This is a genomic window from Ornithinimicrobium pekingense DSM 21552 (genome assembly GCF_000421185.1).
Classification (GTDB): Bacteria; Actinomycetota; Actinomycetes; order Actinomycetales; family Dermatophilaceae; genus Ornithinicoccus; species Ornithinicoccus pekingensis.
Map to the genome: position 1 here is coordinate 161063 of NZ_ATWJ01000009.1, position 25843 is coordinate 186905.

A 25843-nucleotide genomic window follows, 5' to 3' on the forward strand; every position below is an offset into this window, starting at 1 on the left:
AGGGTGAGCGACGTGGACACCGACGCCAGCAGCACGACCCGCATCGCTGTGCTCATCGACTGCGACAACGTCTCGGCCAGGCACATCGGCGCGGTGCTGGAGGAGCTGGCCAGCTACGGCGTGCCGACGGTCAAGCGGGCCTACGGCGACTGGACGACCACGCAGCTGACCAGCTGGAAGCCGGAGCTGCTGCGCAACGCGATCCAGCCGATCCAGCAGTTCGCCCACACCGTCGGCAAGAACTCCACCGACTCCGCCCTGATCATCGACGCGATGGACCTGCTGTGGCTGGGCAACGTCGAGGCGTTCGCGATCGTCTCCTCCGACTCCGACTTCACCCGGCTCGCCACGCGTCTGCGGGAGTCGGGCAAGCGGGTCTTCGGTCTGGGCCGCCGCAAGACGCCGGAGTCCCTGCGGCGGGCGGTCGACCAGTTCATCTTCCTCGAGGTGCTGCAGGACCAGGACCGCCGCGACGAGGAGCAGGCGGCCGGCGCGGGTGAGGGCTCGACCGTCCAGGACGACTCGACGAGCACCGAGGACGGCTCCGCATCGACCGCCGTCAACCTGCAGAGCGCGCTCACCAAGGCCGTCAACGCGACGTCCGGGGACGACGGCTGGAGCAGGCTGAGCCAGGTCGGTCAGCACCTGAGCCGGGCCCACGCCGACTTCGACCCCCGGGAGTTCGGCCACCAGAAGCTGGGCTCCCTCGTCGACGAGCAGCCCTACCTCGAGACGCGGGCCGAGGGCTCGGGGGTGCAGGTGCGGCTGCGCCAGAAGCGCACCACCAGGCGCACCACCAAGAGCGCGGCGACGAAGACGAAGCCGGCGGCAGAGCCCGCGACCAAGGCGGCTACGAAGGCAGAGCCGACCACGAAGGCGGCCACGAAGACGGAGCCGAGCGCGAAGGCGGCCACGAAGGCGGCCACCAAGGCCCCACCGAGGAAGACGACCGCGAAGCGGACCGCGAAGAAGGCCACGCCCCGCACCCAGGAGCCCGTACCGGCACCCGAGGACGACCCGACGCCGCCCCCGGCGACGGGACGGGAGGAGCCGAGGACCGGCGGGGCGACGGAGCCGAAGAGCCGCCGGGCGACCCGGGGCCCCAGCGCGCCCTGATGGACGCGGCGCGTGAGCACCCCGTGCTCGTCACCGTCGGGCACGGCACCCTCGACAGCGACGGGCTGGGCGCCCTGCTGCAGGACGCGGGTGTCCGTCGGCTCGTGGACGTGCGCCGCTTCCCCGGCAGCCGGACCAACCCCGCGGCCAAGCGGCCCGCGCTGGAGGACATGGCCGCCGACCGCGGCGTCGACTACCGCTGGGACGAACGGCTCGGAGGACGCCGCCGGCTGGCGCCGGACGAGCCAGGGCCGGACAGCTGGTGGCGGGTCGCACAGTTCCGTGCCTACGCGGCCTGGACCCGCACGCCGGACTTCCGCGCGGGGCTCGAGCGGCTGCTCGACGACGTCCGCGCCGCCCGCACCGCGGTGATGTGCTCGGAGTCGGTGTGGTGGCGCTGCCACCGTCGCCTGGTCGCCGACGTGGTGCTCGCCGAGCAGGACGTGCCCGTCCTGCACCTCATGCACGACGGCCGGCTCACGCCGCACACCGTGAGCGACGGTGCGCGCGCGGGTGAGGACGGGCGGTTGGTGTGGGACGGCCCGCCGGGGCCGGGCGACTCGTGACGGAGCACCTCGGCGGTCAGGTCGCCGCAGGCCAAGGTGGTCCGCGACGGGTCTGTCGGTGGTGGATGGTGGGGTCGGGGTATGTCGCGCACGAGCACCTGGGGCGGGGGCGAGGACAGGGTCCTGGACGTCGCTGACCTCGTGCTCGAGCCGGTGACCGCGGCCGAGGCTGCGGACGTCGAGGCGGTGCTCGAGGCGCAGTGGGCGACGCTCGGCCCCGAGCACGACCCGCACAGCGCGGAGTCCTGGGCGCGTTTCGAGGACATGGTGGCGGCGCTGGAGCCGCACGACCCCGACCGGCTCGCGGCCGAGGAGCTCGCCGGCGGCCTGGCGACGGCCACGCGCGGCCTGGGTCGCGCCGGCCTGGGCGCCGACGAGCTCGCTCGGGTGCTGGACGCCGACGTGGTCGAGGCGCTGGAGGCCGCAGGCCGGGCCCGGGTCGCGCTGGACGCCGTGGCCTTCAGGCTGGCGCGGGAAGCAGCCGGCCGCGGCCTGCACACCGAGGTCGGCCTGTCGCTGGTGGACTGGCTGAAGGTGCACTGCCCGTGGCTCTCCCCCGCGCAGGCAGGCCACCTGCTGGCGATGGTGAGGGCGGCCGACACCCACTGGGGCGCACCGCTGGCCGAGGCGCTGCTGGAGGGCCGTACGGGGCTGCACCGGGCCGCCAGGGTCGCCCGCACGATCACCCGCCTGGCGTCCTCGCTGGACGTCGACCAGCAGGAGGCCTACGCGGCCATCGCGACCGATGCCGCGACGAACGCGCAGATCAGCGACGCCGACCTGGGCAAGGTCTGCACAAAGCTGCTGGTCGACCTGCTCGACGACAAGCCGGAGGACGAGTCCGGGCAGACCGCCCAGCAGCAGCGCTGCATCACCCGTCGCCCGCTGGGCCAGGGCATGGTCCGTTACACCGTCGACGTCCCGGAGCCCGACGCCGCCCTGTTCGACGGCATCCACAACGGCCCGCTGGCACGCCCGGTCCCCGCGGAGGACGGCTCGCCGGACGATCGTTCGGCCGCCAACCGGCGCTACGACGCGCACCTGGCAGTCCTGAACCGGGGCCTGGGCAACCCCGGCGCACCACCGTCGAGCGCCCGGGCGTCGGTCATGCTCACCCTCAGGGCCGACCCGCAGACCGGGTGTCCCACCGGCGCAGCGTTCACGGCCACGGGCCAGGTGCTCGACGCGGCGCAGGCCGGTCGGTTCGCCTGCATCGGCGACGTGACGCCGATCGTGCTCGGCGAGCACGGCGAGCCGCTCGACCTGGGGCGCACCGTGCGGTTGGCCACACCGGGGCAGTTCAAGGCGCTCATGGTCCGCGACGGGTCCTGCACCTACCCGGGGTGCAGCGTGCCCGGGACCTGGTGCGACGCCCATCACGTGCTGTGGTGGTCACGCCACGGCGGCACCGACCTCCTCAACCTGGTCCTGCTCTGTCCGCGCCACCACACCCTCGTGCACGACAAGGACCTCACCGCGACGGTCGCCGGCTCGGTGGTCGTCTGGCACGTCTGACTGCCCCGCCCCGCAGCCCGGCCGCTCCGGCCGGGCGCACCAGCATGTCTCGACGCTACGCCGGCAGCTGCCCCTCGAGCAGCCGGATCTCCTCGTCCACGAAGCCGTCACTCTGGCCGGCCGCCTCGATCTCGGCCTTGAGCTCGCGCTGCATGTGCAGTGCCTCCGCTGTGCGTCCGAGGTTGCGCAGCGCCCAGGCGACCATCCATCGCGCGATCCGCGTCGTGGACGGGTCCCCGATGCGTTCCCGAGCGACGAGTGCATCCTCGAAGATCTCCAGCGCCTGCTCGAAGTCCCCGTCGTCGGCGTGGATCAGCCCCAGGTTGTTGAGCAGGGACGCGTCCCAGTCCCGGGCACCACGGTCCTCGGCGGCCCGCGCGAACGCCAGCGCCTCCTCGGTGGCTGCGAGCCGCTTCTCGCGGGGCAACACCAGGGCCAGCATGTGCAGGGCGTCGACGTGCAGCTCCTCCAGCCCGGCTCCCCTGGCCCGGTCGGCAGCTGCCTCGAAGCACGGCAGCGCCGCGTCGTCGTCCCCCGAGGAGCGCAGCAGCCGTCCGCGCTCGAGCTCGCGGCGCGCCCCCACCTCCGCGTCGTCGCAGACCAGCCCGTCGAGCACCGCGTGCGCCTCGCCGAAACGGTCCTGGAGCCCGAGGGCTCGCGCCACCTGGGTGAGCGCCCGCTCCCGCGCGACAGGGCCGCCGGCCTCCTCGGCCGCCTCCCGGAAGCGTTGCTCGCTGCCGGCCGGGTCGTCGAAGTCCCAGAGTTCCCGCAGCTGCGCCCCGATGCCCATGGGGGTCGACGTTACCCGGGAAGCGACCGCAGTCGCACCGACAGGCAGGTGACGCAGCCCTCGAGCTTCTCGAACTCCGAGATGTCGACCTCGACCACCTCCAGGCCCCGCTCGCGGAACCGCCGCGCCGAGCGTGGGGCGTCGGCGGCCATGAGGACGCGGTCCCCGCCGAGGAGGACGACGTGCGCCCCGGACTCCTCGGGCACCGCCAGGAATCGCTCACCCCAGACCGAAGGGTCCTGCACCAGGGGCTCGTGGCCGACGACGGTCCCGTCCGGCAGGGCCGTCACGGCGCTCTTGAGATGCAGGACCCGCGTCTGCGGCACCGTGCGGACGTCCGCGCCGAGCGGCTCCAGATGGGCGCGCAGCTGGCTCGCCCCCTCGACGTCGGTGCGTCCCCCGACGCCCACCCACACGGTGCCGCCGTGCTTGAGCACGTCTCCCCCGTCCAGGGTCCCGGGTGCCTCGATCTCCACCAGCGTGTACCCGTGCTCCTCGAGCACCTCCGCGGTGCCGGCGACCTCCGGGCGACGCTCCGGCGCACCCGGGTTGGCCAGCACCGCCACGCTTCCGTAGACCACCACGGTGTCCTCGACGAACACGCTGTCCGGGCAGTCCTCGGCCGGCTCCACCTCGACGGTCGTCCAGCCTGCGTCCTGCAGCGCCGCGGCGTAGCCCTCCCACTGCCGCACCGCCAGGTCGAGGTCGACGGGTGACCGGTCGATGTGTGTGACGAGCCCCTCGGGCAGGCGCGGGCTGGGGCGGCGCACGAGCGCTCTGGGGATGGTCATCTCACGGTCCTCCACCGGTCAGGTCCTCGGGTATGACGTTACGCCGCGGCGCACGGCACCGGTCTCACGGGAGCGCCCGGACACAGATTGGCCCCGGGTTCCCGGTAACTCCCGGCGGAACCCGTCTGGGTCGGCGACGTAGCCGGTGCAGCCGCCCCGCGTTGCTCCACGCGCTCACCGTGGCACACGCGTGGGCCCGACAGGCACCCGTCGGCCGCCTCCGCCACCCTCAGCGCGTGAGGGCGCGGGCGATGACGACCCGCTGGATCTGGTTGGTCCCCTCGTAGATCTGGGTGATCTTGGCGTCGCGCATCATGCGCTCGACGGGGAGGTCGCGGGTGTAGCCCGCTCCCCCGAGCAGCTGCACCGCGTCGGTGGTCACCCGCATCGCCGTGTCGGAGGCGAAGCACTTCGCGGCGGCGCCCGCCAGCGACAGGTCGGGGACACCTGCCTCCGCCGCCTCGGCGGCGGCATACGCCAGGAGCCGGGAGGCCCGGACGCCCGTCTCCATGTCGGCGAGCATGAACTGCACACCCTGGAACTGCGCGACCGGCTGACCGAACTGCCGGCGCTCCTTCGTGTAGGTGACGGCGGCGTCCAGCGCACCCTGGGCGATGCCGACCGCCTGGCCGGCGACGACGGCCCGGGTCCGGTCGAGGGTGCCGAGCGCGATCCGCAGCCCCTGGCCCTCCTTGCCGAGGAGACGGTCGGCCGGGACCCGCACGTCGTCGAGGGTGACCTCGCAGGTGGGCGACCCCCTCAGCCCCATCTTGCGCTCCGGCGCGCCGAAACCGAGGCCCTCGTCGCCCGCCTCGACGACGAAGGCTGAGATGCCGCGCGAGCCCGCGTCGGGGTCGGTCACGGCGAAGAGCACGTAGACCCCGGCGACACCGGCGTTGGTGATCCACCGCTTGGTGGCCCCGCAGGACCCAGTCGGTGCCGTCCCGCCGGGCCCGCGTGGTCATCGCCCACCGGCCACGGCGGGGCATGCCTCAGCTCTGCGAGGGCCAGCCGGTGTAACCCTCCGCCAGGTAGCGGCTGCCCGCCTGCGACTGCACCAGCGAGGTCAGCTCGCCGACCTGCCGCGCGGCGTCGAAGGCGTGGAACTCCCCCGGCAGGGTGTGCAGCATCGAGCTCATCCAGTAGGAGAAGTGCTGGGCCTTCCACACGCGCTCCAGGGCGCGGGGGGAGTACTCGTCCAGGGCGGAGTGCTCGCCGCCCCGGACGGCGCGCCGCAGCACCTCGGCCAGGACCTTGACGTCCATCAGCGCCAGGTTGAGCCCCTTGGCACCGGTCGGCGGCACGGTGTGGGCGGCGTCCCCGGCCAGGAAGAGGTTGCCGTGGCGCATCGGCTCACAGACGAAGGAGCGGAAGCGCAGCACGACCTTCTCGGTGATCGGCCCCTGCCGGAGCTCGAACCCGTCACCGGCGGTGCGGCGGGTCAGCTGGTCCCAGACGCGGTCGTCGGTCCAGTTGCCGGGGTCGTCCTGCGGGTCGCACTGGAAGTACATCCGCTGCAGCGTCTCCGTGCGCTGGCTGATGAGGGCGAAACCCTGCGGGCTGTGGGCGTAGATGAGCTCGGGGGCGCTCATCGGCGCCTCGGTCATGATCCCGAACCAGGCGAAGGGGTACTCGCGGAAGTGGTGCCGCGCCACGTCTGCGGGCACCAGCCCGCGGCACATGGACCGCGACCCGTCCGAGCCGACCACGTAGTCGCACGCCAGCTCGTGCTGCTCCCCCTGCGCGTCGGTGAAGCGCAGGGTCGGCGTCGGCGTCGTGACCCCCTCGACGACCGGTTCCGTGACCCCGAAGTGGACGGTGCCGCCGTCACGCTCCCGCGCGCCCGCAAGGTCGATGAAGACGTCGGTCTGCGGGTAGAGCCAGACCGCCTCCCCCACGAGCCGCTCGAAGTCGATGCGGTGCCCCCGGCCGCCGAACCGCAGCTCGATCCCCTCGTGCCGGTAGCCGTCCCGGTGGACGCGGTCGCTGACCCCCTGGTCGACGAGAAGGTCGACGCTGCCCGCCTCGAGGATCCCCGCGCGGTGGGTGTGCTCGATCTCCTCGCGGGTGCGGATGTCGATCACGACGCTGTCGATCCCGTCGCGGTGCAGCAGGTGGGACAGCATCAATCCGGCGGGGCCTCCGCCCACGATGCCGACGGTGGTGCGGCTGCGGGTGACCTCGGTCATCTCGGGGGTCTCCTTCTGGTGGGACGAGGGGTGGGCATGTGGGGGGGTCAGCCGCCGAGGGCGAGCTCCTCCTCGATGCGGGCGACGGCGGTGCGCAGGCCGTCGAGGACGTCCTCGTCGTTCCAGGGGGTCCGACCTGCGTGCACGGGCATGGAGCAGTTGGCGGCGGCGACCACGCGCCCGCGGTCCCTCAGGGGGACGGCGATGCTGCGCAGGCCGAGCGCGAGCTGCTGGTCGTTCACGGCATACCCCTGCTCGCGCGCACGGGCCAGCTCGGCCCGCAGCTCCGGCTCGTCGGTCGTCGTGAAGGGCGTGAGCGGCTGCAGCCGCGTCGTCGCCAGGTAGGCGTCGAGCTCCTCGGGCGGAAGCGCCGCCAGCAGCACCTTGCCCATCGACGTCGCGTAGGCCGGGAAGCGGGTGCCGACGGGGATGGGCGTGCTCATGATGCGGTGCGTCGGGACCCGCACGACGTAGAGGATGTCGGGGCCGTCGAGCACGCTGACCGACGTGGACTCCCCCAGCCGGGCCGAGAGGGTCTTGAGGTGAGGCTGGGCGATCTCCGACAGCGGCAGGCCGGCCACGAAGGCGTAGCCGAGCCGCATCACGCGCGGGGTGAGCGCGAAGCGCTGGCCGTCCGCACGCACATACCCCAGGGCGAGGAGGGTGTGCAGGAACCGGCGGGCCGTCGCACGGTTGAGGCCTGTGCGCTGGGCCACCTCGCTGAGCGTCAGCTCACGGTGCTCGGCGTCGAAGGCGGTGATGACGTCCAGGCCGCGGGCCAGCGACTGGACGAACTCCCCTCCTGCGGCGTGCTGCGGCGCGGCGCTCACGGCTCCTCCTGCGCGCCCGGTTCGGGGCCGCCGGCGGTCTCCTCCTCCATCACCCGCTGGGCGACGGCGAAGGCGTGGTTGGCGTCGGGCACGCCGCAGTAGATGGCCGACTGCAGCAGCACCTCCCCGATCTCCTCGAAGGTCAGACCGTTGCGGCGGGCGGCGCGCACGTGCATCTCCAGCTCGCCCCAGTGCCCCCGGGCGACGAGCGCGGTGAGCGTGATCGCGCTGCGGGTGCGCCGGTCCAGGCCGGGACGCGTCCAGATCTCGCCCCAGGCGTAGCGTGTGATGAGGTCCTGGAAGTCGGCCGTGAAGGCGGTCTTGCGACTCTCGGCGCGGTCGATGTGCTCGTCGGAGAGCACCTGCCGGCGCACGGTCATGCCGGCATCGTGGCGCTGGCCCGCGGTCACGCCCGGCCCGGTCAACCCCTCGCCGGGGGCGGCGGGCTGCTCCTCGACCGGGAGCTGGGTCTGCGTCGGCTCACCACCGGGGACGGCGTTCACCGCAGGCCCGCCATCCAGGACGCGAGGACCTCGCCGACCTCGGTCGGGCTCTCGGCGGGTGCCAGGTGGGCGGCGTCCTCGACGATGACCAGCGAGGCGTCCGGGATCCGGGCTGCGAGCTCCTGCTGGGACTCCGGGTCGACGACGGCGTCGTGCCGCCCGCCCATCACCAGGACGGGCACGGGGATGCCCGCGAGGTCCGGGCGCAGGTCGGCTCGTCCCAGCGCATCGCACACGCGGGCGTAGCTGTCCTTGTCGGCGTGCTGCAGGGTCGTCAGCAGCGCGGTGGCGGTGCGCGGCTCGCGCTCGATGAAGCCGGGTGCGAACCAGCGCTGCGCCGACCCCTCGACCATCACCGGGGTGCCGGCGCGGCGGACGAGGTCGGCCCGCTCGGCCCACCCGTCCGCGGTGCCGATCTTGGCGCCGGAGCAGATGACCGCGCTGCCGCGCACCCGGCCACGGCCCGACCCGTCCGTCGTGCTGCCGTGGCCGGCGGCCAGCGCCAGCCCCACGGCACCGGCGACGCTGACACCGGCGTGCACGAAGTCTGCGCCGGGACGGGCGCGCTCCACCAGGGCCACCACTCCCTCAGCCAGGTCCTCCAGGCCGAAGGGCTCGTCGAAGGGGTCTGAGCCGCCGTGCCCCGGCAGGTCCCAGCCGAGCACGTCCACCTCGACGTCCGCGGACCGGCTGACGACCCGGGCGCAGTCGTCCCAGAGGGCGACGACACCCGTGCCCAGCGACGGACCGACGACCAGCAGGGGGCGTCCCCGGTCGGGCGTCAGCCAGTGGCCCCGGAGCGTCGGGGTGGACGTCGTGCGGTCGGGCGCGGTCATCGTGGGGTCCTCTCCCGCCAGCGGCGGATCGTCTCGTCGGTCATCGGCCCGGAGTCCCCGAGGTAGTCCCCCGCGCGGGCCCCGCGGGGCGGCTGCGGGGCACCGGGCAGGTCCCGGACCAGGCCGCGCCACTCGGACAGCGCCAGGCCCCCCGCCTCCTCGACCCGTCGGCGCATCACGTCGGCGTGCACCTGGAGGCCCTCGGCAAGCGCTGCGGTCTGGTCGGCAGCGGTCGCGGCGAGGCACAGGAGGCGCTGCAGGGTGGGCCACTCGGCGTGCCAGGCGCCGTCGGGCCGCTCGTCCACGGTGAGCGCGGCGCACTGGTGCAGCGTGCCGGCCAGCGGCCCTGCCTGCACCGCCGAGGCCCGCACGAGCACCGCGCGCACGGGATTGCGCTTGTGCGGCATGGTCGACGACCGCCCCTCGCCTGCGGCCAGCCCCTCGGAGAGCTCACCGATCTCCGGTCGGGACAGGGTCGTGACGTCGGTGGCGACATGGCCCACGGCGGACAGGACCGCAGAGAGGGTGTCGCCGAGCCGGGTCACCGGGCGCCGCCGCGTGTGCCAGGGCAGCGACGGCGCAGACAGACCGACGAGCTCCCCCCAGCGCCCCGGGAGGTCGAGACCCTCCCCACCGCTTCCCGTGCCCGTGGGCCGCGCCGTGTCGTCGGCCTCGACGTGCGTCGCACCGGCCACCAGCACGCCGGCCCGCGTGCCCGCCGCACCTCCGCACTGCACCGGCAGCGCCGCCCGGCACTCGTGGACGTCGCGCAGGGCGTCGTGCACGGACGCCAGCCACTGGGCGGCCCGCAGGCCGAAGGTGACCGGCACCGCGTGCTGGGTGAGCGTCCGTCCCATCATCACGCTGCCGGCGTGCGCCTCGGCGTGCACCGCGAGCGCGTCACCGGCGCGCACCAGCGAGGCGGCCACGTCGTCGAGGGTGTCGGCCGCGACCAGCATCAGCGCGGTGTCCAGGACGTCCTGGCTGGTGAGTCCCCGGTGGACGAACCTCGCCGCCCGCTCCCCCCCGGCCCGGGCGCGCAGGTCGTCGACGACGGGGATCACCGGGTTGCCGCCCTCTGCGGCGCGGTCCGCGACGGAGACGAGGTCGAGGGGGTCGACGGACACCGCTGCGGCCAGGGCGTCGGGCAGCTCCGCGGGCGCCCGGCCGGCATCGGCCAGGGCACGCACCCAGGCGAGCTCGGCACGCACCATCGCGGCGAGCACCGCGGCGTCCCCGGCCAGCGCGAAGCCGTACGCGGCGCCGGGGTCGAGCAGACCGTGCACCCCCGTCGCCGTCATCGGCGAACCACCGCGGTCCCGCTCACGGCTCGTGCCGGGGATAGGTCAGGAAGACCGTCTCGTCCTCGCCCTGCAGCCGGATGTCGAAGCGCAGGGAACCGTCGTCCTCCCGGACGGCGACGAGGCTGCGCCGGGCCACCTCGTCGAGGCCGGACAGGAGCGGGTCGGCCGCGAGGGCGGCATCGTCGCCGGGCACGTAGGCGCGGGTGAACAGCCGGTTGAGCAGGCCGCGGGCAAAGACGGTGACCGCGAAGAAGGCGGCCCGGCCGTCGACGGCGCCCGGCTCGACGGTGGTGAAGGAGTAGGTCCCGGCGCGGGTGGTCGCGCAGCGGCCCCAGCCGCTCCACGTCATACCGTCCCGGGCGAGGGTGCCCTCGGCACCGTGGACCCTGCCGTCGGCGTCCGCCTGGGTGATCTCGACCAGGGCGTCGGGCACGGGGTCGCCGGCGCCGTCGTAGACGGTGCCGTGAAACCGGATCGCCCCCGGGGTGGTGGGAGGCACCAGCTCGTGCCCTCGCTCGTAGGGCAGGGCGAAGCCGAAGAACGGCCCCACGGTCTGCCCGGGGGTGGGCACAAGGTCGCCGGAGGCGTTCGCGATTTCGCCGCTGCGGTCGGTGGGCTCGGGCGTGGTCATGCGTGCTCACCCTCCTCGGGCTCCATCGGCGTGCTGTGCGTCCCGGTCAGGACGATGTCCCACCGGTAGCCCAGCAGCCACTCGTGCTCGGAGACGTCGTGGTCGTAGACCGACACGAGGCGGTCGCGGGCCCGCTGGTCGGTGATCGCCTGGTAGATCGGGTCCAGCGCGAAGAGCGGATCGCCGGGGAAGTACATCTGGGTGACCATGCGCTGGGTGAACTCCGTGCCGAAGAGCGAGAAGTGCACGTGGGCGGGGCGCCAGGCGTTCTGGTGGTTCTTCCACGGGTAGGGACCCGGCTTGATCGTGACGAACTCGTAGCCGCCGTCGGGGCCGGTGATCGCCCGCCCGACGCCCAGGAAGCTGGGGTCGAGCGGTGCCGGGTGCTGGTCGCGCTTGTGCACGTAGCGCCCCGCGGCGTTGGCCTGCCAGATCTCGACGAGCTGGCCCGCCACCGGGCGGCCGTCGCCGTCGAGGACCCGGCCACGGATCCGGATCCGCTCACCGATCGGCTCACCACCGGGGTTGAGGGTCAGGTCCGCCTCGATCGGGTCGACGTCGCGGTGGCCGAAGACGGGCGCGAAGAGCTCGATCTCCTCCGGGTCGGCGTGCCGGAGGTCCTTGGTGGGGTGGCGCAGCTCGGAGCTGCGGTAGGGGCGGAAGTCGACGAGCGGCTGGCGCAGCCCGGCGGGCGCCGCCTCCTGCGCAGCGGCCATCTCGTCGTCGATCTCGTGCTGGGTCGCGACGGGCACGTCGAGCGGCGCGGGCGCAGGCGCCTGGCTCCCCCGCTCGTCGGCCCTCGTGACGTCGTCGTTGACTGCCATGGGCCCACAGTAGCGACGTGTTCGCATGTTGACTAGACGTTCGCAGGACGAACACCGGGTGACGTCGGTCACACGGGTATGGGGTGCGGGCTCAGGCGATCACGCGGTCGCGTCCGGCCGCGGCAACGCTGAGCGCCATGAGCGCCGACACCCCGCAGAGCACGCCGAGCGGCACGGGTGGGCGACAGAGGGGCCGAGACGTCAGGATGCCGTCATGACAGCCGAGCTCGACCACCTGGTGCTGGCGGTGCCCGAGCTGGGCCGCGCCGTCCGCGACCTCGCCGGGCGGACGGGGGTCGAGCCGGTCGCGGGCGGCTCCCACCCGGGGATGGGCACGCACAACGCCCTCCTCGGGCTCACCTGGCGCGGCAGCCGCCGCTGCTACCTCGAGCTGCTCGCCCCCGACCCCGCCCAGCGGCACGTGCCCGCCGGGGCGACGATGCTGCACCTCGGCGCCCTGGGTGCCGGGTTCGAGCCCCGGATGCTGGGCTGGGCCGTGCGCCCGGACGACCTGGACGCCACGGTCTCCCGCGCCCGCGAGGCGGGTGTCGACGCTGGCCGTCCCGTCCCGGCCTCGCGCACGACCGCCGCGGGGCAGCACCTGTCCTGGCGGCTGGCCGCACCCCGACCGCTGGGGCTGGGCGGCGTGCAGCCGTTCCTTCTCGACTGGGGCGACGGAGCCCACCCCGGCGACGCGCTCGAGCCGGCCCTGGAGCTGGACGAGCTCGAGCTGCGTCACCCCGACCCGGTCACGGCGGCACGGGTCCTCCGGGCGCTGGGCGTCGACCTGCCCGTCGCGCCCGGGCCCGCACCTTCGCTGCGCGCCACCCTCACCGGGTCCGAGGGTCAGGTGCTTCTGTGACCCGGCCCGAGGGCCTGGTGCTCCTGCGACCCCCGGGGAGCGCGCGGGCGGCCGACAGGGACCGGGGTCAGTCGGCGAGCAGCCCGCGGATGTCCTCGGCGGTGATCGTGCCCGAGCCGAGCTCTCCCGAGTCGACCACCGTCGCGAAGAGCTGGCGCTTGCGCTCCTGCAGCGCCACGACCTTCTCCTCGATCGTGCCCGTCGACACCATGCGGTAGACGTTGACCGGCCGGGTCTGCCCGATGCGGTGGGTGCGGTCCACCGCCTGCGCCTCGGCCGCCGGGTTCCACCACGGGTCCAGCACGAAGACGTAGTCGGCCTCGGTCAGGGTCAGCCCGAAGCCCCCGGCCTTGAGGCTGATGAGGAAGACCGGGTCGTCACCCTCGCGGAAGGCCGCCACCCTGGCAGCCCGGTCCCTCGTGCGGCCGTCGAGGTAGGAGTAGGTCAGCCCCGCGTGCTCGAGGGCGGCGCGCACCAGCGCCAGGAAGCCGGTGAAGCTGGAGAACACCAGCGCCCGGTGGCCCTCCGACGCCAGCTCCTGCAGCTGCTGCACCAGGGCGGCCACCTTCGCCGAGGTCGCCAGCCCGACGTGCTCCTCGGACACCAGTGCCGGGTCGAGCGCGAGCTGGCGCAGGGCGGTCAGCGCGCGGAAGATGGCCATCCGGTTCTTGTCCATGTCCTGCAGCAGGCCGAGGACCCGCTGGCGCTCCCGGTTCAGGTGCCGGTCATAGACGCGCCGGTGCGCCGGGTGCAGCTCGACGTGCAGCGTCTGCTCGGTCTTGGCCGGAAGCTCGGTGGCGACCTCGGCCTTGGTGCGCCGCAGCATGAACGGGCGCACCCGGCGACGCAGCCGGTCCAGCTCCTCCGGCGCGCCGCCGGCCTCGATCGGCCTGCGGTAGCGCTGGGTGAAGGTCTCCGGCCGCGGGAACAGTCCCGGCGCGGCCAGCGACAGCATCGACCACAGGTCCATCAGGCTGTTCTCCAGCGGGGTGCCGGTGATGACGAAGGAGCGCACGGCACCGACCCGCCGCACCGCCTGGTAGGTCGCCGACCGGTGGTTCTTGACGAACTGCGCCTCGTCCAGGAACAGCGCGGCCCAGGGCAGCGCCCGGTAGTGCTCGGCCTCCAGCCGCAGCAGGGTGTAGGAGGTCACCACCAGGTCCGCCCCGCCGACGGCGGTCGCCAGGTCCGTGCCCCGGCGCCGCTGGGTGGCGGTCACCGTCGCCACCCTCAGGCCCGGAGCGAAGCGCTGGGCCTCCTCGGCCCAGGTCGCGACCACCGTGGTCGGCGCGACCACGAGCACCGGCCCCTCGGCCAGGTCGCCCCGGGCCTCGCCCCGCACCACGGTCGCCAGCGCCTGGAGGGTCTTGCCCAGGCCCATGTCGTCGGCGAGCACCCCGCCGAGCCCGGCGTCCCACAGGGCGCTCAGCCACCGGTAGCCCTCGAGCTGGTAGGGACGCAGCTGCGCCTCGAGCCCCTCCGGCGCGGCGACCGTGCCCCGGTCGGCGTCACCGAGCGCCAGCAGGGAGTCCACCGAGCGTTGCCACCGCTCGCTCTGCCGCCCCGGCACCCCCAGGCGCACCAGCTCCTCCCACAGGCCCGCCTGGTAGGGCGTGAGCCGCACCGTGCCCTCGGGTCCGGTGCGGTCGTCCAGCTCCCGGGCCTCGTCGATCAGCCGGCGCAGCTGGTGCAGCTCCGGGGCGTCGAGCGGGAACCACGTGCCGGAGTCGAGCAGCATCACCTCGTCGCCCCGGGCCAGCGCGGCGAAGAGCTCCTCGAACGGCACCGCCTGGCCGTCGACGGTCACCGTGACGTGCAGGTCGAACCAGTCCTGCGCCTCCCCCTCCGAGGTCTCCAGGGTCACCACCGGGGCCTCGGCGGCCTCCCCGTAGGTGGCCAGGTCGCCGAGCACCTGCACCTCGACGTGCTCGCTGGCCTCGAGGCGGGGCAGGACCGCGGCGACGAAGCGAGCCGTCCGGTGCCCGGTCAGCCGGGTCCGCGGGTAGGGCCTGGGCGTGCGTCCGCGGTCGTCGACCAGCGCCGGCAGGGAGTGCAGGAGCGGCACGGCCCCCGCGACGGCCTCGTCCTCGGCGGCGTGGTCGCGCGGCGGGTCCTGCGGACCGCGCTCGAGCGGCACCGTCGCCGAGACGGTTCCCCCGGTGGCCGAGGGCACCGAGTAGCGGAACGACCAGGCCAGTCGCAGCACGTGCCCCGCCTCGGGGGTCACCTCCAGCCGCAGCCGTGGCCGGGACCGCTCGACCCCCGGCACGCTGCCGTCGACCGAGCTGAGGCCGAGCTGACGGGAGATGCCGGGGTAGTAGAGCGTCAGGAAGCGCTCGACGTCCTCCGGCGGGACACGGACCGGCTCCCCGCGCTCGACCAGCGGCACCACGGCGTCCGTCAGCATCGTGCGGAGCGGGTGCAGCACCAGGTGGCCGTCGTGGCCCAGCGACGCCAGGCCGTGGGGCGGTCGGCCCACCAGGTGCAGGCTCGAGGCGGTCGGCACCACCACCGGCTCGTCCCCCTCGTCGTCCACCACCGGCACGAGCCGCGGCGCCAGCGTGAGCCCCCCGTCGTCACCACGGGCCAGGTCGATCACGACCTCGACCTCCGCACCCGCCAGCGCGACCGACCCGACCCCGTCACCGGCGACGAGCTCCACGCCCACGTCGGCGCACCTGCGCAGCAGGTGCCAGACGAGCGGCCCGGCCTCCCCGAGGGGCAGGTCGGCGCTGCCGTAGAGGTGGTAGGAGGACGGGCCCTGGGCGGCCGCGTGCAGCTGGGCCAGCACCGCCCGCTGGGCCGGCTCGACGTCGGGCGACGCCCACGGGGAGGACAGGTCGCGCCAGCGCACCCCCGTGCGGACCCACCGCCCGCTGCGCCCCTGCCGCAGGGGTCGGAGGAGCACCACCAGGCTCTCGCCGCGGCTCGGCAGGCCGCGGCGCACACCGACCTCCAGCCCCAGCTGCGCCGGCGGCCGTCCCGTGGTCGGCGCGGAGGCGACCGACCGCACCAGCGGGGCGAGCGCGGCCTCCCAGCCCGGTGTCCCGTCCCCGCCGGCCGCCCCCAGCCGCTCCTGCGCCGCCAGCACCACCGCCGCGGCGTGCTTGCAGTCGACCGACACCGGGCAGCTGCACCGCCCCACCCAGTCGGACCCCTCGTCGCCGAGCCGCCGCACGATCGTCTGGTAGAGCTGGCGCCCGGAGCCGGCCACCGTCGCCAGCAGCTGCTCGCCTCCGGGCGTGCGACCAGGGTGCGCACCCGGCCCTCCGCGGCATACCCCTCCGCGCGCGCCACCGTGATCACCCCGAGCTCGCGGACCAGGTCGTCGTGGGAGACGCCGAGCACCCACGAGGCGGCGCGGAGGTCGGTGGGCATGGGCGTCACTCTAGGCAGGACCGCCGACAGGAGGATCCGGCCGTCCACAGCGTCCGGGCACCTTGACAGCACCCGTCGCTGACGCGCCATAGTGCTGTTGTGGTCGACGGGGACACCACGGGCTCGTTCGCGACGCTCGTGGGCGTGGTGGAGGACATGGCGGGCGCGGCAGGGAGCCCCGTCGTCCGCCTGGGCGCGGCCGTCGCCGTGCTCATGCGCGCGGTCGACGCGACCGTCGGTCTGGTCCTGCACGGCGACCCGGACGGCATGGACGTGCGGGTGGTGCGGACCCCCGAGGTCCCCCCGACCGACCGCCCCGACGCCTCCGAGGTGCGGGTCCTGGCCGGGGAGCAGCCACTCATCGACCCCATCCAGGAGGGTGCCACCGAGGTGACCACGGCAGCCCGCGCGTTCGGTCCCGCCGTCTGGCTCACCTCGCCGCGCAGGCAGGCCACCGTTGACGACTGGGGCGTCGACCAGCTGCTGGCCCTGCCGGTGCGGGCCGGGCCGTCCTGGGTGGTGTTCCTGCTCGGCCGCTCCGGCGAGGACTTCACCGATATCGACCTCGCGCTCCTGATGAGCCTGCAGCCGGCCGTCACGGCCCTGGCCGCCATCCTGGAGCCCGAGCTGCTCCCGGAGCCCGACCGCCGGGTGCTGCGGCTGACCCGCCGGGAGAGCACGATCCTGGCCCTGCTGGCGCACGGCCACACGGCCGTGCGCATCGCCCACCTGGCCGGGTGCTCACCACGCACCGTCCACCACCACCTCGCCAACATCTACGCCAAGCTCGGCGTGCGTGACCGTCTCTCCGCGGTCAACCGCGCCCGCGAGCTGGCGCTCGTGCCGCCCGGGGGGGCCGACGGCCCCGGCTAGCTCTGGGCCTCCGGCATACCCCAGGTATGCGGCGAGCCTCGCCAGGCACCGCCGCAGGCTGGCCCCTCAGACGTTGCGCCGGTACTGCCCACCGACCTCGAAGAAGGCCTCGGTGACCTGCTGCAGCGAGCAGACCCGGGCGGCGTCCATGAGGACGGCGAAGACGTTGTCGCCGTTCATCGCCGCCTCCTTGAGCCGGCGGATCGCCTCGCCCGCCTCGTCGGCGTGCCGCTGCTGGAAGTCGGCCACCCGGCGCAGCTGCGACTGCTTCTCCTCCTCGGTCGCCCGCGCCAGCTCGACGGTCTTCTCCTCCTCGCCCTCCGACGGCGGGCGGCGGAAGGTGTTGACGCCGACGATCGGCAGCGAGCCGTCGTGCTTGCGGTGCTCGTAGAGCAGCGACTCGTCCTGGATCTTCCCTCGCTGGTAGCCGGTCTCCATGGCGCCCAGGACGCCGCCGCGCTCGGAGATCCGGTCGAACTCGGCCAGCACCGCCTCCTCGACCAGGTCGGTGAGCTCGTCGATGATGAACGCCCCCTGGTTGGGGTTCTCGTTCAGGGCCAGGCCCCACTCCTTGTTGATGATGAGCTGGATCGCCAGCGCCCGGCGCACCGACTCGGTGGAGGGGGTGGTGACGGCCTCGTCGTAGGCGTTGGTGTGCAGGCTGTTGGCGTTGTCGTAGATCGCGATGAGCGCCTGCAGCGTGGTGCGGATGTCGTTGAAGTCCATCTCCTGGGCGTGCAGGGAGCGCCCGGAGGTCTGCACGTGGTACTTCAGCTTCTGGCTGCGCTCGTTGGCCCCGTACTTCTCGCGCATCGCGACCGCCCAGATGCGGCGGGCGACGCGGCCGATCACGGAGTACTCCGGGTCCATCCCGTTGGAGAAGAAGAAGGAGAGGTTGGGCGCGAAGTCGTTGACGTCCATCCCGCGGGCCAGGTAGGACTCGACGTAGGTGAAGCCGTTGGCGAGCGTGAACGCCAGCTGGCTCAGCGGGTTCGCCCCGGCCTCGGCGATGTGGTAGCCCGAGATCGACACCGAGTAGAAGTTGCGGACGCCGTTGTCGATGAACCACTCCTGGATGTCGCCCATCATCCGCAGCGAGAACTCGGTGGTGAACAGGCAGGTGTTCTGCCCCTGGTCCTCCTTGAGGATGTCGGCCTGCACCGTGCCCCGCACGTTGGCCAGGGCGTGGGCGCGCAGCTCGTCGGCCTCGGCCCCGGACGGCTCGCGCCCCTCGCGCTCGCGGAAGGCGTCGAGCTGCTGGTCCATCGCGGTGTTGAGGAAGAACGCCAGCACCGTCGGGGCCGGCCCGTTGATCGTCATCGACACCGACGTGGTGGGCGAGAGCAGGTCGAAGCCGTCGTAGAGCGCCTTCATGTCCTCCAGCGTGGCGATCGAGACCCCGGACGTGCCGACCTTGCCGTAGATGTCGGGCCGCTCGTCGGGATCGCGGCCGTAGAGCGTCACCGAGTCGAAGGCGGTCGACAGCCGGGTGGCCGGCTGCCCCTCGGAGAGCAGCTTGAAACGTCGGTTGGTGCGGAACGGGTCGCCCTCCCCCGCGAACATGCGGGCCGGGTCCTCGTTGTCCCGCTTGAAGGAGAAGACGCCGGCGGTGAACGGGAAGTGCCCGGGCAGGTTCTCCCGCCGCCAGAAGCGCACCATGTCGCCCGCGTCGCGGTAGCGCGGCAGCGCCACGCGCGGCACCTTGGTGCCGGAGAGCGACTCACGGGTCAGCTTCGTGGTGATCTCCCGGTCGCGGACCCGCACCGTGTGCTCGTCGCCGGAGTATGCGGTGACCGTCGCCGGCCACCGCTCCTGCAGCTCGACGACCTCGTCCGGCAGGTCCTGGCGGGCCGCCTCGAGCAGCTCGTCGACGCCGTGGTCGGTCTTGCCCGCGGCCGCGAGCTCGTCGTCGACCAGCTCCAGGCGCTGCACGCGGCTGGCGGCGTCGGCATACCGCTCGGTGTCGGCGTGGTAGCCGCGCACGGTGTCGGCGATCTCGGACAGGTAGCGCACCCGCGTCGGCGGGACGACCTGGCGGATCATCGAGGAGTGCCGCACGTCGACGCGCGGGAGCGTGCCCTCCTCCGCCTTCAGGCCCTGGTCCTGCAGCCGGTCGAGCAGCTCCTGGTAGAGCGCGGTCACGCCGTCGTCGTTGAAGGTGGCCGCGGAGGTGCCGTAGACCGGCATGTCCTCCGGTCGCTTGCCGAACGCCTCCCGGTTGCGCACCATCTGCCGCCCCACGTCGCGCAGCGCGTCCATCGCCCCGCGACGCTCGAACTTGTTGATCGCGACCACGTCGGCGAAGTCGAGCATGTCGATCTTCTCCAGCTGGCTGGCCGCGCCGAACTCCGGCGTCATGACGTAGAGCGAGACGTCGACGAAGGGGACGATGCCGGCGTCACCCTGCCCGATGCCGGGGGTCTCGACGATGATGAGGTCGAAGCCCGCCGCCTTGAGGATGTCCAGCGCGGTCGGCAGCGCGTCGGGCACCTCGCGCTCGCCGCGCGTGGCCATGGACCGGAACATCGGCCGGGTGCGCTCGTCGCTCTCCTGCCCGCCGGCACCGGCCCCGTCCCCGATCGACTGGCTGATGGAGTTCATCCGGATGCGGTCGCCGAGCAGGGCCCCGCCGCCCTTGCGCCGGGTCGGGTCGATCGCGAGCACCGCGACCCGCAGACGGTCGCCCTGGTCGACCCGGAAGCGGCGCACCAGCTCGTCGGTCAGCGACGACTTGCCCGAGCCGCCGGTGCCGGTGATCCCCAGCACCGGGACCGTGCCCGCGCGCCCCTGCGCCTCCTCGGCATACCTGCGCCGGTCCTCCTCGGGCAGCCGACCGGTCTCGGCGCCGGTGATGGCCCGCGCGAGCGCCGCGCGGTCGCCGGCGACGACGGCGTCGACGTCCGCGGAACCGGCGCTGTCCCACAGGTCCGTGTCCGACTCGGCCAGGACCTGGTTGATCATGCCGGGCAGGCCCAGGCGCTGACCGTCCTCCGGGGAGAAGATCGTCACGCCGGAGCTGCGCAGCCGGGCGATCTCCTCGGGGACGATAACCCCGCCACCGCCGCCGACGACGTTGACGTGCGGCATCCCGTGCTCGGCGAGCTGCTGGACGAGGTACTCGAAGTACTCGACGTGGCCGCCCTGGTAGGACGAGATCGCCACCGCGCCGGCGTCCTCGTCGACGACCGCCTCCACGACCTCCTGCACCGAGCGGTTGTGGCCCAGGTGGATGACCTCGGCCCCCTGGCTCTGCATGATCCGCCGCATGATGTTGATCGAGGCGTCGTGCCCGTCGAACAGGCTCGCCGCGGTGACGATGCGGACCGGGTTGGTGAGGGTGTGCAGCGTGCGCTCGGCCATGACGTTCCTTGGGTCGCGTGCGGGGACGGATCAGATACTAGGACATCCAACTATCTGCCGGGACGGCCGGCGGCTGGACGTGGTCGCCGGCGTCGGCGCGCAGGGCGCCCAGCAGGTCGGTGAGCTCGCGGACCCGCGCCACGGACAGCCCCGGCCGCTCGAAGACCGCCCGGTTGAGGCCCTCGGTCGCCTCCTCGACGACCGCGCGCCCGGCGCCGGTGAGGGAGGTCAGCACGACGCGGCGGTCGGTGGCGCTGCGCACCCGCTCGACGTAGCCCTGGCGGACCAGCCGCTCGACGGCGCTGGTCACGCTCGTGGGGTGCACCTGCAGGAGCGAGCCCAGGCGCGTCATCGGCATCTGCCCGCCACCCTCGGCGACGAACGCCAGCAGGCGCAGCACCTCGTAGCGGGCGAAGGTCAGCCCCAGCGGCCGCAGCACCGCGTCGATGCGCTCCATGAGCAGCTGGTTGACGCGGGCCAGCGAGGTCACCATCGCCATGCCGTCGGCGGCGTCCGCCCACCCGTGGCGGACCCACTGCTGGTGGGCCAGCCGGATCGGGTCGCGGTCGACGGTCACAGGGCCCAGGCTACGGCGTCGGCGGAGCCTCGTCCCGGTGCCCGTCGTCCGTGCGGCGGCGCCTGCGCAGCTCGGCCCGGGCGAGCACCGCGGCCAGCGCGACCGGCAGGAGGTATGCCGCGACGCCGGCCGCCCGGCGCACCCACCACGGCACCTGCCAGCCGGGGAGCGTGGGCAGCGGCACGTCCGGCCAGGGCAGCGACGGCAGGCGCACCTGCGGCAGCGGGACCGCGGGAAGCAGGACGGTGGCCAGCAGCCAGGTGACCTCATGGACCCGCTCGGCCACCTCCAGGCGCCAGCGCTCGACCTCCCCCACCGGGCTATCGTAGGCACCTCGACAGCCGGTCACGTGCGCCTCTGCGAGGCCGCCGGGCGCACGGGCGGGCACGGCCACCCTCGATCACCTAGCGTGCCGGGTATGGCGCGCACGCTCACCGACCACCTGGGCACCACCGTCACCCTCCCCGACGGCCCCGTCCGACGGGTGGTCTCCCTGGTGCCGTCCCTGACCGAGGCGGTCGCCGTGACCCGTCGCGAGGCGCTCGTGGGTGCCACCGACTGGTGCACCCACCCGGCCGACCTCGACGTCGCGCGCGTGCGCGGCACCAAGAACCCCGACCGCGCCGCGGTCGAGGCCCTCGCCCCCGAGCTGGTGCTGTGCGTCCAGGAGGAGAACCGCGAGCTGGACGTGGAGCGCCTCCGCGCGGCCGGGGTCCCGGTCTGGGTCAGCGTGGTGGAGTCGGTCCCCCAGGCGCTGGCGTCGATGCACCGGCTCTTCGAGGAGGTGCTCGCGTGGGGCGTGCCGGACTGGCTCGCCGACGTGGAGGAGGTCTGGGGCGGGGGTGCTGGTGCGGACGCCGCGGAGCACGGGTCGGTCGAGTCGCACGACGCCGCGCGGCCGCCCGTCCGGGCCCGTGTCGCCGTCGCCGTGTGGCGGGATCCCTGGATGGTCGTCGGGTCGCGCACCTTCACCGGCGACCTGCTGCGACGCTCCGGGCTGGCGAACGTCCACGAGGACCACGAGGAGCGCTATCCCACGGTGGCGCTCGAGGAGCTGGACTCCGCCGGGGCGGACGTCATCCTGCTGCCCGACGAGCCCTACGAGTTCACCCCCGAGGACGGGCCGGAGGCGTTCGCGAACACCCCCACGCAGCTGGTCAGCGGGCGGCTGCTCACCTGGTACGGCCCGTCCATGCTCGAGGCCGCCGACCTGCTCGCGGCGGTCCCGGCGCAACCCTGACGGCGCGGACGAGACTCACGTACTCATCCTGTCAGTGACTCGTGATGCATCACGAGTCACTGACAGGACGAGCGCGTGAGTGAGTCGGAGGCGGGTCGGCGCGTGCCCGTCAGCCCTGGAGCCGCTCCTGCGGGACCGGGCCGGCGTCGACGACACCCGGCTTGCGGAAGGAGAGGGTGGCCAGGGCCACCGCGCCGAGGAGGAAGAGGACGCCGACCGCGATGTGCGCGGCGCGCAGCCCCATCTCACCGAGCGCCACCTGGGCCAGGGCGATGACGGCCATGCCCGCGGCGTGCATGAACAGACCCTTGTTGCCGCTGCGGCGCATCCACAGGAAGGCCGCGACCGCCGCGACGAGCGCCACGACGAAGGTGATGTTGCCGATCATCCCGTGCGACTCCACCCAGGTGCCCGCGACGATCTGGAAGCCGAGCACGGCCTGGACCACGGACAGCAGGGCGGCGAGGGCGGCGGAGATCTGGAGGGTCAGCAGGACCGGGTGCTTCGTCATACCCACCAGTCTCCCAGACCGGCCCGAGGCTGCCACGAGGTGGCAGGCGTCGACGCGGGGGCCGCTCCGCGGCCGGGCCCCCGCGCGCGCCGTGCCCCGGTCAGGTCAGGTCAGGCGGACGTTGACCTGCTGGATCTGGGTGAAGCCCTCGAGCATGCCCTCCAGGGAGAACTCCCGGCCCTGGCCGCTGGCCTTCATCCCGCCGTAGGACTGTCCGGGCAGCTGTCCACCACCCTGGTTGACCTGCACCCAGCCCGACTCGATCCGGTGGGCGGTGCGCATCGCGGCGCCGATGTCGCGGGCGAAGACGAACGCCGCCAGCCCGTAGTGCGTGTCGTTGGCCATCCGCACGACCTCGTCCTCGTCCTTCCAGCGCAGCACGGAGAGCACCGGGCCGAAGATCTCCTCGCGCGCGATCCGCCAGTCGTTGGAGACCTGGGTCAGGATCATCGGCGCGTGGTACAACCCCGGCTCGCCCACGGCCAGCGACGCCCGCCCGTCGTAGGCGACGCCCACGCCGTCCTGGGCCAGCCCGTCCTCGATGTAGCCCTGCACCCGCTGCCACTGGCGCTCGTTGATGATGCAGCCGATGTCGCTGGACTCCTCGCGCGGGTCGCCGACCCTCAGCTCGGAGGCCCGGGCGACGAGCTTGTCGAGGAAGCTGTCGTGGATGTCCTCGTGCAGGAAGAGCCGCGACCCCGAGGTGCAGCTCTGGCCCTGGCGGGCGAAGCGGGTGGCGAGCAGCACCTGCTCCACGACCGCGTCGGTGTCGGAGTCGGGGAAGACCACGCACGGCGACTTGCCGCCCAGCTCCAGGGACACGTGCGCGAGCCGCTGACCCGCCCGCGAGGCGACGCCCGCGCCGACGGCCGTCGACCCGGTGAAGGACACCTTGTCGACGTCCTCGTGGACGACGAGCGCCTCGCCGACCTCGGCGCCGTAGCCGGTCACCACGTTGAGCACGCCCGGCGGCAGGTGCCGCGCGCAGACGGCCGCCAGCTCCAGGATCGTCAGCGGGGCGTCCTCGGCCGCCTTGAGCACCATCGTGTTGCCGGAGACGAGCGCCGCGGGCAGCTTGAACGCGGCGATCATCAGCGGGGAGTTCCACGGCAGGATCCCGGCCACGACCCCGAGCGGCAGCCGGCGCGTGTAGGACAGCGCCTCGTCCCCCGTCGGCAGGGTCACCCCCTTCACCTCACCGGCCAGCCCCGCGAAGTAGCGGAAGGCCTGGACGAGCAGCGCCGCCTCGGGCCGCGCCTGGGTCCGGAGGGCGTTGCCGGTGTCGAGCGCGGTGAGCCGCGCCAGGTCCTCCACCAGCGGCTCGAGGTCGTCGGCGATGCGCAGCAGCGCCCGCTGACGCTCGGCGAAGGGCAGCGCGGCCCAGGCCGGGTATGCGGCACGCGCCGCCCGGACGGCGCGGTCGGCGTCCTCGGCACGGCCCCGGGGCGTGCGGGCGACCACCTTGAACCGGTCGACGGGGGTGATGACGTCGATGGTCTCCCCCGACGCGGCCGGGACCCACTCGCCCCCGACGAGCATGCCGTAGTCGCGCGGCTGCTCGTCGTCGTACGAGGGGTAGGCTCCGGCGGACGTCGCGCGGTCGCGGGCGGTGGTGGTCATGGGTACCTCCTGAGGGGGGCGGGGCGGGTCGGGGCGACGTCCGCTGCCGGACGTCGCCCGGGGTCAGACGTGGATGGCGGCGGGGATGCCGTCGGAGAAGGTCTCGGGGGACTCCGGGAAGGTGCGGGCCTGCCCGGCCTTGACCCGGTGCGCGCTCCAGGCGGCGGCGCACGCGTCGATGACGTCGTCGACGCCGGCGCCGACCGGGTGGGTGCCGGGGACGACGACGCCGCCGCCGGCGAGCACCCGACGACGCTCCTCGGCGCCCTGGGCGGAGCGCTTGCGCGACTCCAGCGGCCCGCCGGCCAGCTGGGCGAAGGAGGCCTCGGGGTTGACCTCGCAGACCGCGAACGGCAGGTCCTGGCGCAGCCACGCGTCGACCTCGAGGATGCGGGAGCGCAGCCCGTAGGCCTGCTGGGAGACGCCCGAGCCGACCCGCTCCCGGTTGAGCTGGTTGGCCCGGCCGAAGGAGGGTGCGTAGACCGCCTCCCGCACCGGGGTGGAGAAGACCGAGGTGCCCCCGGCCCCGAGGAAGCGTCGGGTCTGGACGTCGGCCTCGCGGCGCGTCTCGTCGGGCAGCCCCATCGGCACGTGGACGGCCACGACGGCCAGTGGCCCGGCCTCGGCGACGAGCTCGGCGACGGTGGGCCGGACGAGGAGGTGCGGGGTGCCGTGGCCCGAGGCGTCCAGGACGGCGCCGACCCAGCCCGCCTTGCAGGCGTCGACCCCCATGACCGGCAGCGAGGCGTCAGGCTGCGGGCGACGTCCGGGCCTGCCCGTGGGCTGGCTGACCCCGGTCGACCTGGGCCCGGCCGTGCGCACCGTCGCCGGGTCTGTGTCCGTGCCGCGCCCGCCCTTGCCGGTGAGCCGGCGCCACCACTGTGTGACTCCCATGCGCCCCACTGTAGGACGGGGCTCTCGTCGCGGGCTCAGCGGGCGGAGCGGGTGGCGAGGAGGTCGACCGCGTAGCGGTAGCCGTCGGCCCCGGCGCCGGCGATGACCGCGAGCGCGACGGGCGAGAGGTAGGAGGTGTGCCGGAAGGCCTCACGGGCGTGGGGGTTGGACAGGTGCACCTCGACGACGGGCAGCCGGGTGGCCTTCACGGCGTCGAGCAGGGCCACGGAGGTGTGGGTGTAGGCCCCCGCGTTGAGGACCACGCCCACGACGTCGCCGGCTGCGGCGGCCTCGTGCAGGGCGTCGACCAGTCCGCCCTCGTGGTTGGTCTGGGTGCAGGTGAGCTTCAGCCCGTGCCGCTGCGCCTCGCCCGCACACAGGGCCTCCACGTCAGCCAGCGTCGTCGTGCCGTAGATCTCCGGCTCACGGGTGCCGAGGAGGTTGAGGTTGGGGCCGTTGAGGACGAGGATCCGCCGGGTCATGGGCCAAGGGTGGCACACGCGCCCCACCGCGGACCCGGACACCGCCGCCACATTCATTCCTGCCACGCATCAGTCGATGCCGAGTCGTGCCTTGCAGGGCGACTGTCAGCGGCCCTACTGTCGGACGTGGCAGGCATCAATGCCGGCCGAC

Annotated in this window: 23 protein-coding genes and 1 pseudogene; 6 read left to right on the plus strand and 18 right to left on the minus strand. The window is 73.9% G+C overall.

Annotated elements, in window-relative coordinates; genetic code table 11:
- Positions 1 to 12: 12 nt before the first annotated feature.
- The 3 genes and pseudogenes from K330_RS20085 to K330_RS22620 all read left to right on the plus strand — a co-directional run.
- Positions 13 to 798, plus strand: a pseudogene (locus tag K330_RS20085) (NYN domain-containing protein); the annotation flags it as partial.
- A 317-nt stretch (positions 799 to 1115) separates the two neighbouring features.
- Positions 1116 to 1682, plus strand: a complete 567-nt coding sequence (locus K330_RS0108260) for a DUF488 domain-containing protein (protein ID WP_022921361.1) — start codon at positions 1116 to 1118, stop codon at positions 1680 to 1682.
- Between the two features lie 81 nt (positions 1683 to 1763).
- Positions 1764 to 3197 (plus strand): HNH endonuclease signature motif containing protein, encoded by a 1434-nt coding sequence (locus K330_RS22620; RefSeq protein WP_022921362.1) that lies wholly within the window; start codon positions 1764 to 1766, stop codon positions 3195 to 3197.
- Between the two features lie 55 nt (positions 3198 to 3252).
- On the opposite strand, the gene K330_RS24535 is transcribed toward K330_RS22620, so the two are convergent.
- The 10 genes from K330_RS24535 to pcaH all read right to left on the minus strand — a co-directional run bounded on the left by K330_RS24535 (position 3253) and on the right by pcaH (position 11895).
- Complete coding sequence (locus tag K330_RS24535; protein WP_022921363.1) at positions 3253 to 3987, minus strand: tetratricopeptide repeat protein; 735 nt, start codon at positions 3985 to 3987, stop codon at positions 3253 to 3255.
- A gap of 11 nt (positions 3988 to 3998) precedes the next feature.
- Positions 3999 to 4778 (minus strand): dimethylargininase, encoded by a 780-nt coding sequence (gene ddaH / locus K330_RS0108275; protein WP_029202465.1) that lies wholly within the window; start codon positions 4776 to 4778, stop codon positions 3999 to 4001.
- A 229-nt stretch (positions 4779 to 5007) separates the two neighbouring features.
- Positions 5008 to 5640, minus strand: coding sequence for an acyl-CoA dehydrogenase family protein (locus K330_RS20100; protein WP_308423436.1), 633 nt, complete (start codon positions 5638 to 5640; stop codon positions 5008 to 5010).
- 130 nt (positions 5641 to 5770) lie between these two features.
- On the minus strand, positions 5771 to 6967 hold the full coding sequence (locus K330_RS0108285; protein WP_022921365.1) for a 4-hydroxybenzoate 3-monooxygenase: 1197 nt from the start codon (positions 6965 to 6967) through the stop codon (positions 5771 to 5773).
- A gap of 47 nt (positions 6968 to 7014) precedes the next feature.
- Positions 7015 to 7797, minus strand: coding sequence for an IclR family transcriptional regulator domain-containing protein (locus K330_RS0108290; protein ID WP_022921366.1), 783 nt, complete (start codon positions 7795 to 7797; stop codon positions 7015 to 7017).
- On the minus strand, positions 7794 to 8300 hold the full coding sequence (gene pcaC / locus K330_RS0108295) for a 4-carboxymuconolactone decarboxylase (protein WP_373288740.1): 507 nt from the start codon (positions 8298 to 8300) through the stop codon (positions 7794 to 7796). The genes K330_RS0108290 and pcaC overlap by 4 nt, the downstream gene beginning before the upstream one ends.
- Positions 8297 to 9136, minus strand: a complete 840-nt coding sequence (locus K330_RS0108300) for an alpha/beta fold hydrolase (protein WP_029202467.1) — start codon at positions 9134 to 9136, stop codon at positions 8297 to 8299. Before K330_RS0108300 ends, pcaC begins: the two co-directional genes overlap by 4 nt.
- Complete coding sequence (locus K330_RS20105) at positions 9133 to 10437, minus strand: lyase family protein (RefSeq protein ID WP_022921367.1); 1305 nt, start codon at positions 10435 to 10437, stop codon at positions 9133 to 9135. The genes K330_RS0108300 and K330_RS20105 overlap by 4 nt, the downstream gene beginning before the upstream one ends.
- Before the next feature lie 22 nt (positions 10438 to 10459).
- Positions 10460 to 11071, minus strand: coding sequence for a protocatechuate 3,4-dioxygenase subunit alpha (gene pcaG, locus K330_RS0108310; protein WP_022921368.1), 612 nt, complete (start codon positions 11069 to 11071; stop codon positions 10460 to 10462).
- Positions 11068 to 11895 carry a protocatechuate 3,4-dioxygenase subunit beta gene (gene pcaH / locus K330_RS0108315; protein ID WP_022921369.1) on the minus strand — a complete coding sequence of 276 codons (828 nt, stop codon included), beginning with the start codon at positions 11893 to 11895 and terminating at the stop codon, positions 11068 to 11070. Before pcaH ends, pcaG begins: the two co-directional genes overlap by 4 nt.
- A gap of 214 nt (positions 11896 to 12109) precedes the next feature.
- Between pcaH and K330_RS20110 the strand changes: the two genes are divergently transcribed.
- Complete coding sequence (locus K330_RS20110) at positions 12110 to 12757, plus strand: VOC family protein (RefSeq protein ID WP_022921370.1); 648 nt, start codon at positions 12110 to 12112, stop codon at positions 12755 to 12757.
- 67 nt (positions 12758 to 12824) lie between these two features.
- On the opposite strand, the gene K330_RS20115 is transcribed toward K330_RS20110, so the two are convergent.
- Positions 12825 to 15971 (minus strand): DEAD/DEAH box helicase, encoded by a 3147-nt coding sequence (locus tag K330_RS20115; protein WP_022921371.1) that lies wholly within the window; start codon positions 15969 to 15971, stop codon positions 12825 to 12827.
- A gap of 263 nt (positions 15972 to 16234) precedes the next feature.
- On the opposite strand from K330_RS20115, the gene K330_RS22625 reads away from it, so the two are divergent.
- Positions 16235 to 17008 carry a LuxR C-terminal-related transcriptional regulator gene (locus K330_RS22625; RefSeq protein WP_022921372.1) on the plus strand — a complete coding sequence of 258 codons (774 nt, stop codon included), beginning with the start codon at positions 16235 to 16237 and terminating at the stop codon, positions 17006 to 17008.
- A gap of 66 nt (positions 17009 to 17074) precedes the next feature.
- Here K330_RS22625 and icmF read toward each other — a convergent pair whose 3' ends face one another.
- The 3 genes from icmF to K330_RS23275 are packed head-to-tail and all read right to left on the minus strand — an operon-like array spanning position 17075 to position 21261.
- Positions 17075 to 20368, minus strand: coding sequence for a fused isobutyryl-CoA mutase/GTPase IcmF (icmF, locus tag K330_RS0108335; protein ID WP_022921373.1), 3294 nt, complete (start codon positions 20366 to 20368; stop codon positions 17075 to 17077).
- Positions 20369 to 20405: 37 nt separating this feature from the next.
- Complete coding sequence (locus tag K330_RS20125) at positions 20406 to 20945, minus strand: MarR family winged helix-turn-helix transcriptional regulator (RefSeq protein ID WP_022921374.1); 540 nt, start codon at positions 20943 to 20945, stop codon at positions 20406 to 20408.
- 10 nt (positions 20946 to 20955) lie between these two features.
- Complete coding sequence (locus tag K330_RS23275; RefSeq protein WP_022921375.1) at positions 20956 to 21261, minus strand: hypothetical protein; 306 nt, start codon at positions 21259 to 21261, stop codon at positions 20956 to 20958.
- A 102-nt stretch (positions 21262 to 21363) separates the two neighbouring features.
- Between K330_RS23275 and K330_RS0108345 the strand changes: the two genes are divergently transcribed.
- Positions 21364 to 22185 carry a helical backbone metal receptor gene (locus K330_RS0108345; RefSeq protein WP_022921376.1) on the plus strand — a complete coding sequence of 274 codons (822 nt, stop codon included), beginning with the start codon at positions 21364 to 21366 and terminating at the stop codon, positions 22183 to 22185.
- Between the two features lie 109 nt (positions 22186 to 22294).
- Here K330_RS0108345 and K330_RS0108350 read toward each other — a convergent pair whose 3' ends face one another.
- From K330_RS0108350 to aroQ, 4 genes are all read right to left on the minus strand, one after another.
- Complete coding sequence (locus K330_RS0108350) at positions 22295 to 22696, minus strand: hypothetical protein (RefSeq protein ID WP_022921377.1); 402 nt, start codon at positions 22694 to 22696, stop codon at positions 22295 to 22297.
- Between the two features lie 105 nt (positions 22697 to 22801).
- A complete protein-coding gene (locus K330_RS0108355) occupies positions 22802 to 24235 on the minus strand; it encodes an aldehyde dehydrogenase family protein (protein ID WP_029202469.1) in 1434 nt (477 codons plus the stop codon).
- Positions 24236 to 24379: 144 nt separating this feature from the next.
- Positions 24380 to 25210: a DUF429 domain-containing protein gene (locus K330_RS22630; protein ID WP_022921379.1), complete on the minus strand. Its 831-nt coding sequence runs from the start codon at positions 25208 to 25210 to the stop codon at positions 24380 to 24382.
- 35 nt (positions 25211 to 25245) lie between these two features.
- The gene (aroQ, locus tag K330_RS0108365) at positions 25246 to 25692 is read right to left on the minus strand and encodes a type II 3-dehydroquinate dehydratase (protein ID WP_022921380.1); all 447 of its coding nucleotides are present in this window, start codon (positions 25690 to 25692) and stop codon (positions 25246 to 25248) included.
- Positions 25693 to 25843 lie beyond the last annotated feature (151 nt).

Excerpts from the sequence above, each read along its gene's own strand:
- K330_RS0108260 (WP_022921361.1), top strand. The coding sequence starts at position 1,116 with ATGGACGCGGCGCGTGAGCACCCCGTGCTCGTCACCGTCGGGCACGGC.
- K330_RS22620 (WP_022921362.1), top strand. The coding sequence starts at position 1,764 with ATGTCGCGCACGAGCACCTGGGGCGGGGGCGAGGACAGGGTCCTGGAC.
- K330_RS24535 (WP_022921363.1), bottom strand. The coding sequence starts at position 3,987 with ATGGGCATCGGGGCGCAGCTGCGGGAACTCTGGGACTTCGACGACCCG.
- ddaH (WP_029202465.1), bottom strand. The coding sequence starts at position 4,778 with ATGACCATCCCCAGAGCGCTCGTGCGCCGCCCCAGCCCGCGCCTGCCC.
- K330_RS0108285 (WP_022921365.1), bottom strand. The coding sequence starts at position 6,967 with ATGACCGAGGTCACCCGCAGCCGCACCACCGTCGGCATCGTGGGCGGA.
- K330_RS0108300 (WP_029202467.1), bottom strand. The coding sequence starts at position 9,136 with ATGACCGCGCCCGACCGCACGACGTCCACCCCGACGCTCCGGGGCCAC.
- K330_RS20105 (WP_022921367.1), bottom strand. The coding sequence starts at position 10,437 with ATGACGGCGACGGGGGTGCACGGTCTGCTCGACCCCGGCGCCGCGTAC.
- pcaG (WP_022921368.1), bottom strand. The coding sequence starts at position 11,071 with ATGACCACGCCCGAGCCCACCGACCGCAGCGGCGAAATCGCGAACGCC.
- pcaH (WP_022921369.1), bottom strand. The coding sequence starts at position 11,895 with ATGGCAGTCAACGACGACGTCACGAGGGCCGACGAGCGGGGGAGCCAG.
- K330_RS20110 (WP_022921370.1), top strand. The coding sequence starts at position 12,110 with ATGACAGCCGAGCTCGACCACCTGGTGCTGGCGGTGCCCGAGCTGGGC.
- icmF (WP_022921373.1), bottom strand. The coding sequence starts at position 20,368 with ATGGCCGAGCGCACGCTGCACACCCTCACCAACCCGGTCCGCATCGTC.
- K330_RS0108345 (WP_022921376.1), top strand. The coding sequence starts at position 21,364 with ATGGCGCGCACGCTCACCGACCACCTGGGCACCACCGTCACCCTCCCC.
- K330_RS0108350 (WP_022921377.1), bottom strand. The coding sequence starts at position 22,696 with ATGACGAAGCACCCGGTCCTGCTGACCCTCCAGATCTCCGCCGCCCTC.
- K330_RS0108355 (WP_029202469.1), bottom strand. The coding sequence starts at position 24,235 with ATGCTCGTCGGGGGCGAGTGGGTCCCGGCCGCGTCGGGGGAGACCATC.
- K330_RS22630 (WP_022921379.1), bottom strand. The coding sequence starts at position 25,210 with ATGGGAGTCACACAGTGGTGGCGCCGGCTCACCGGCAAGGGCGGGCGC.
- aroQ (WP_022921380.1), bottom strand. The coding sequence starts at position 25,692 with ATGACCCGGCGGATCCTCGTCCTCAACGGCCCCAACCTCAACCTCCTC.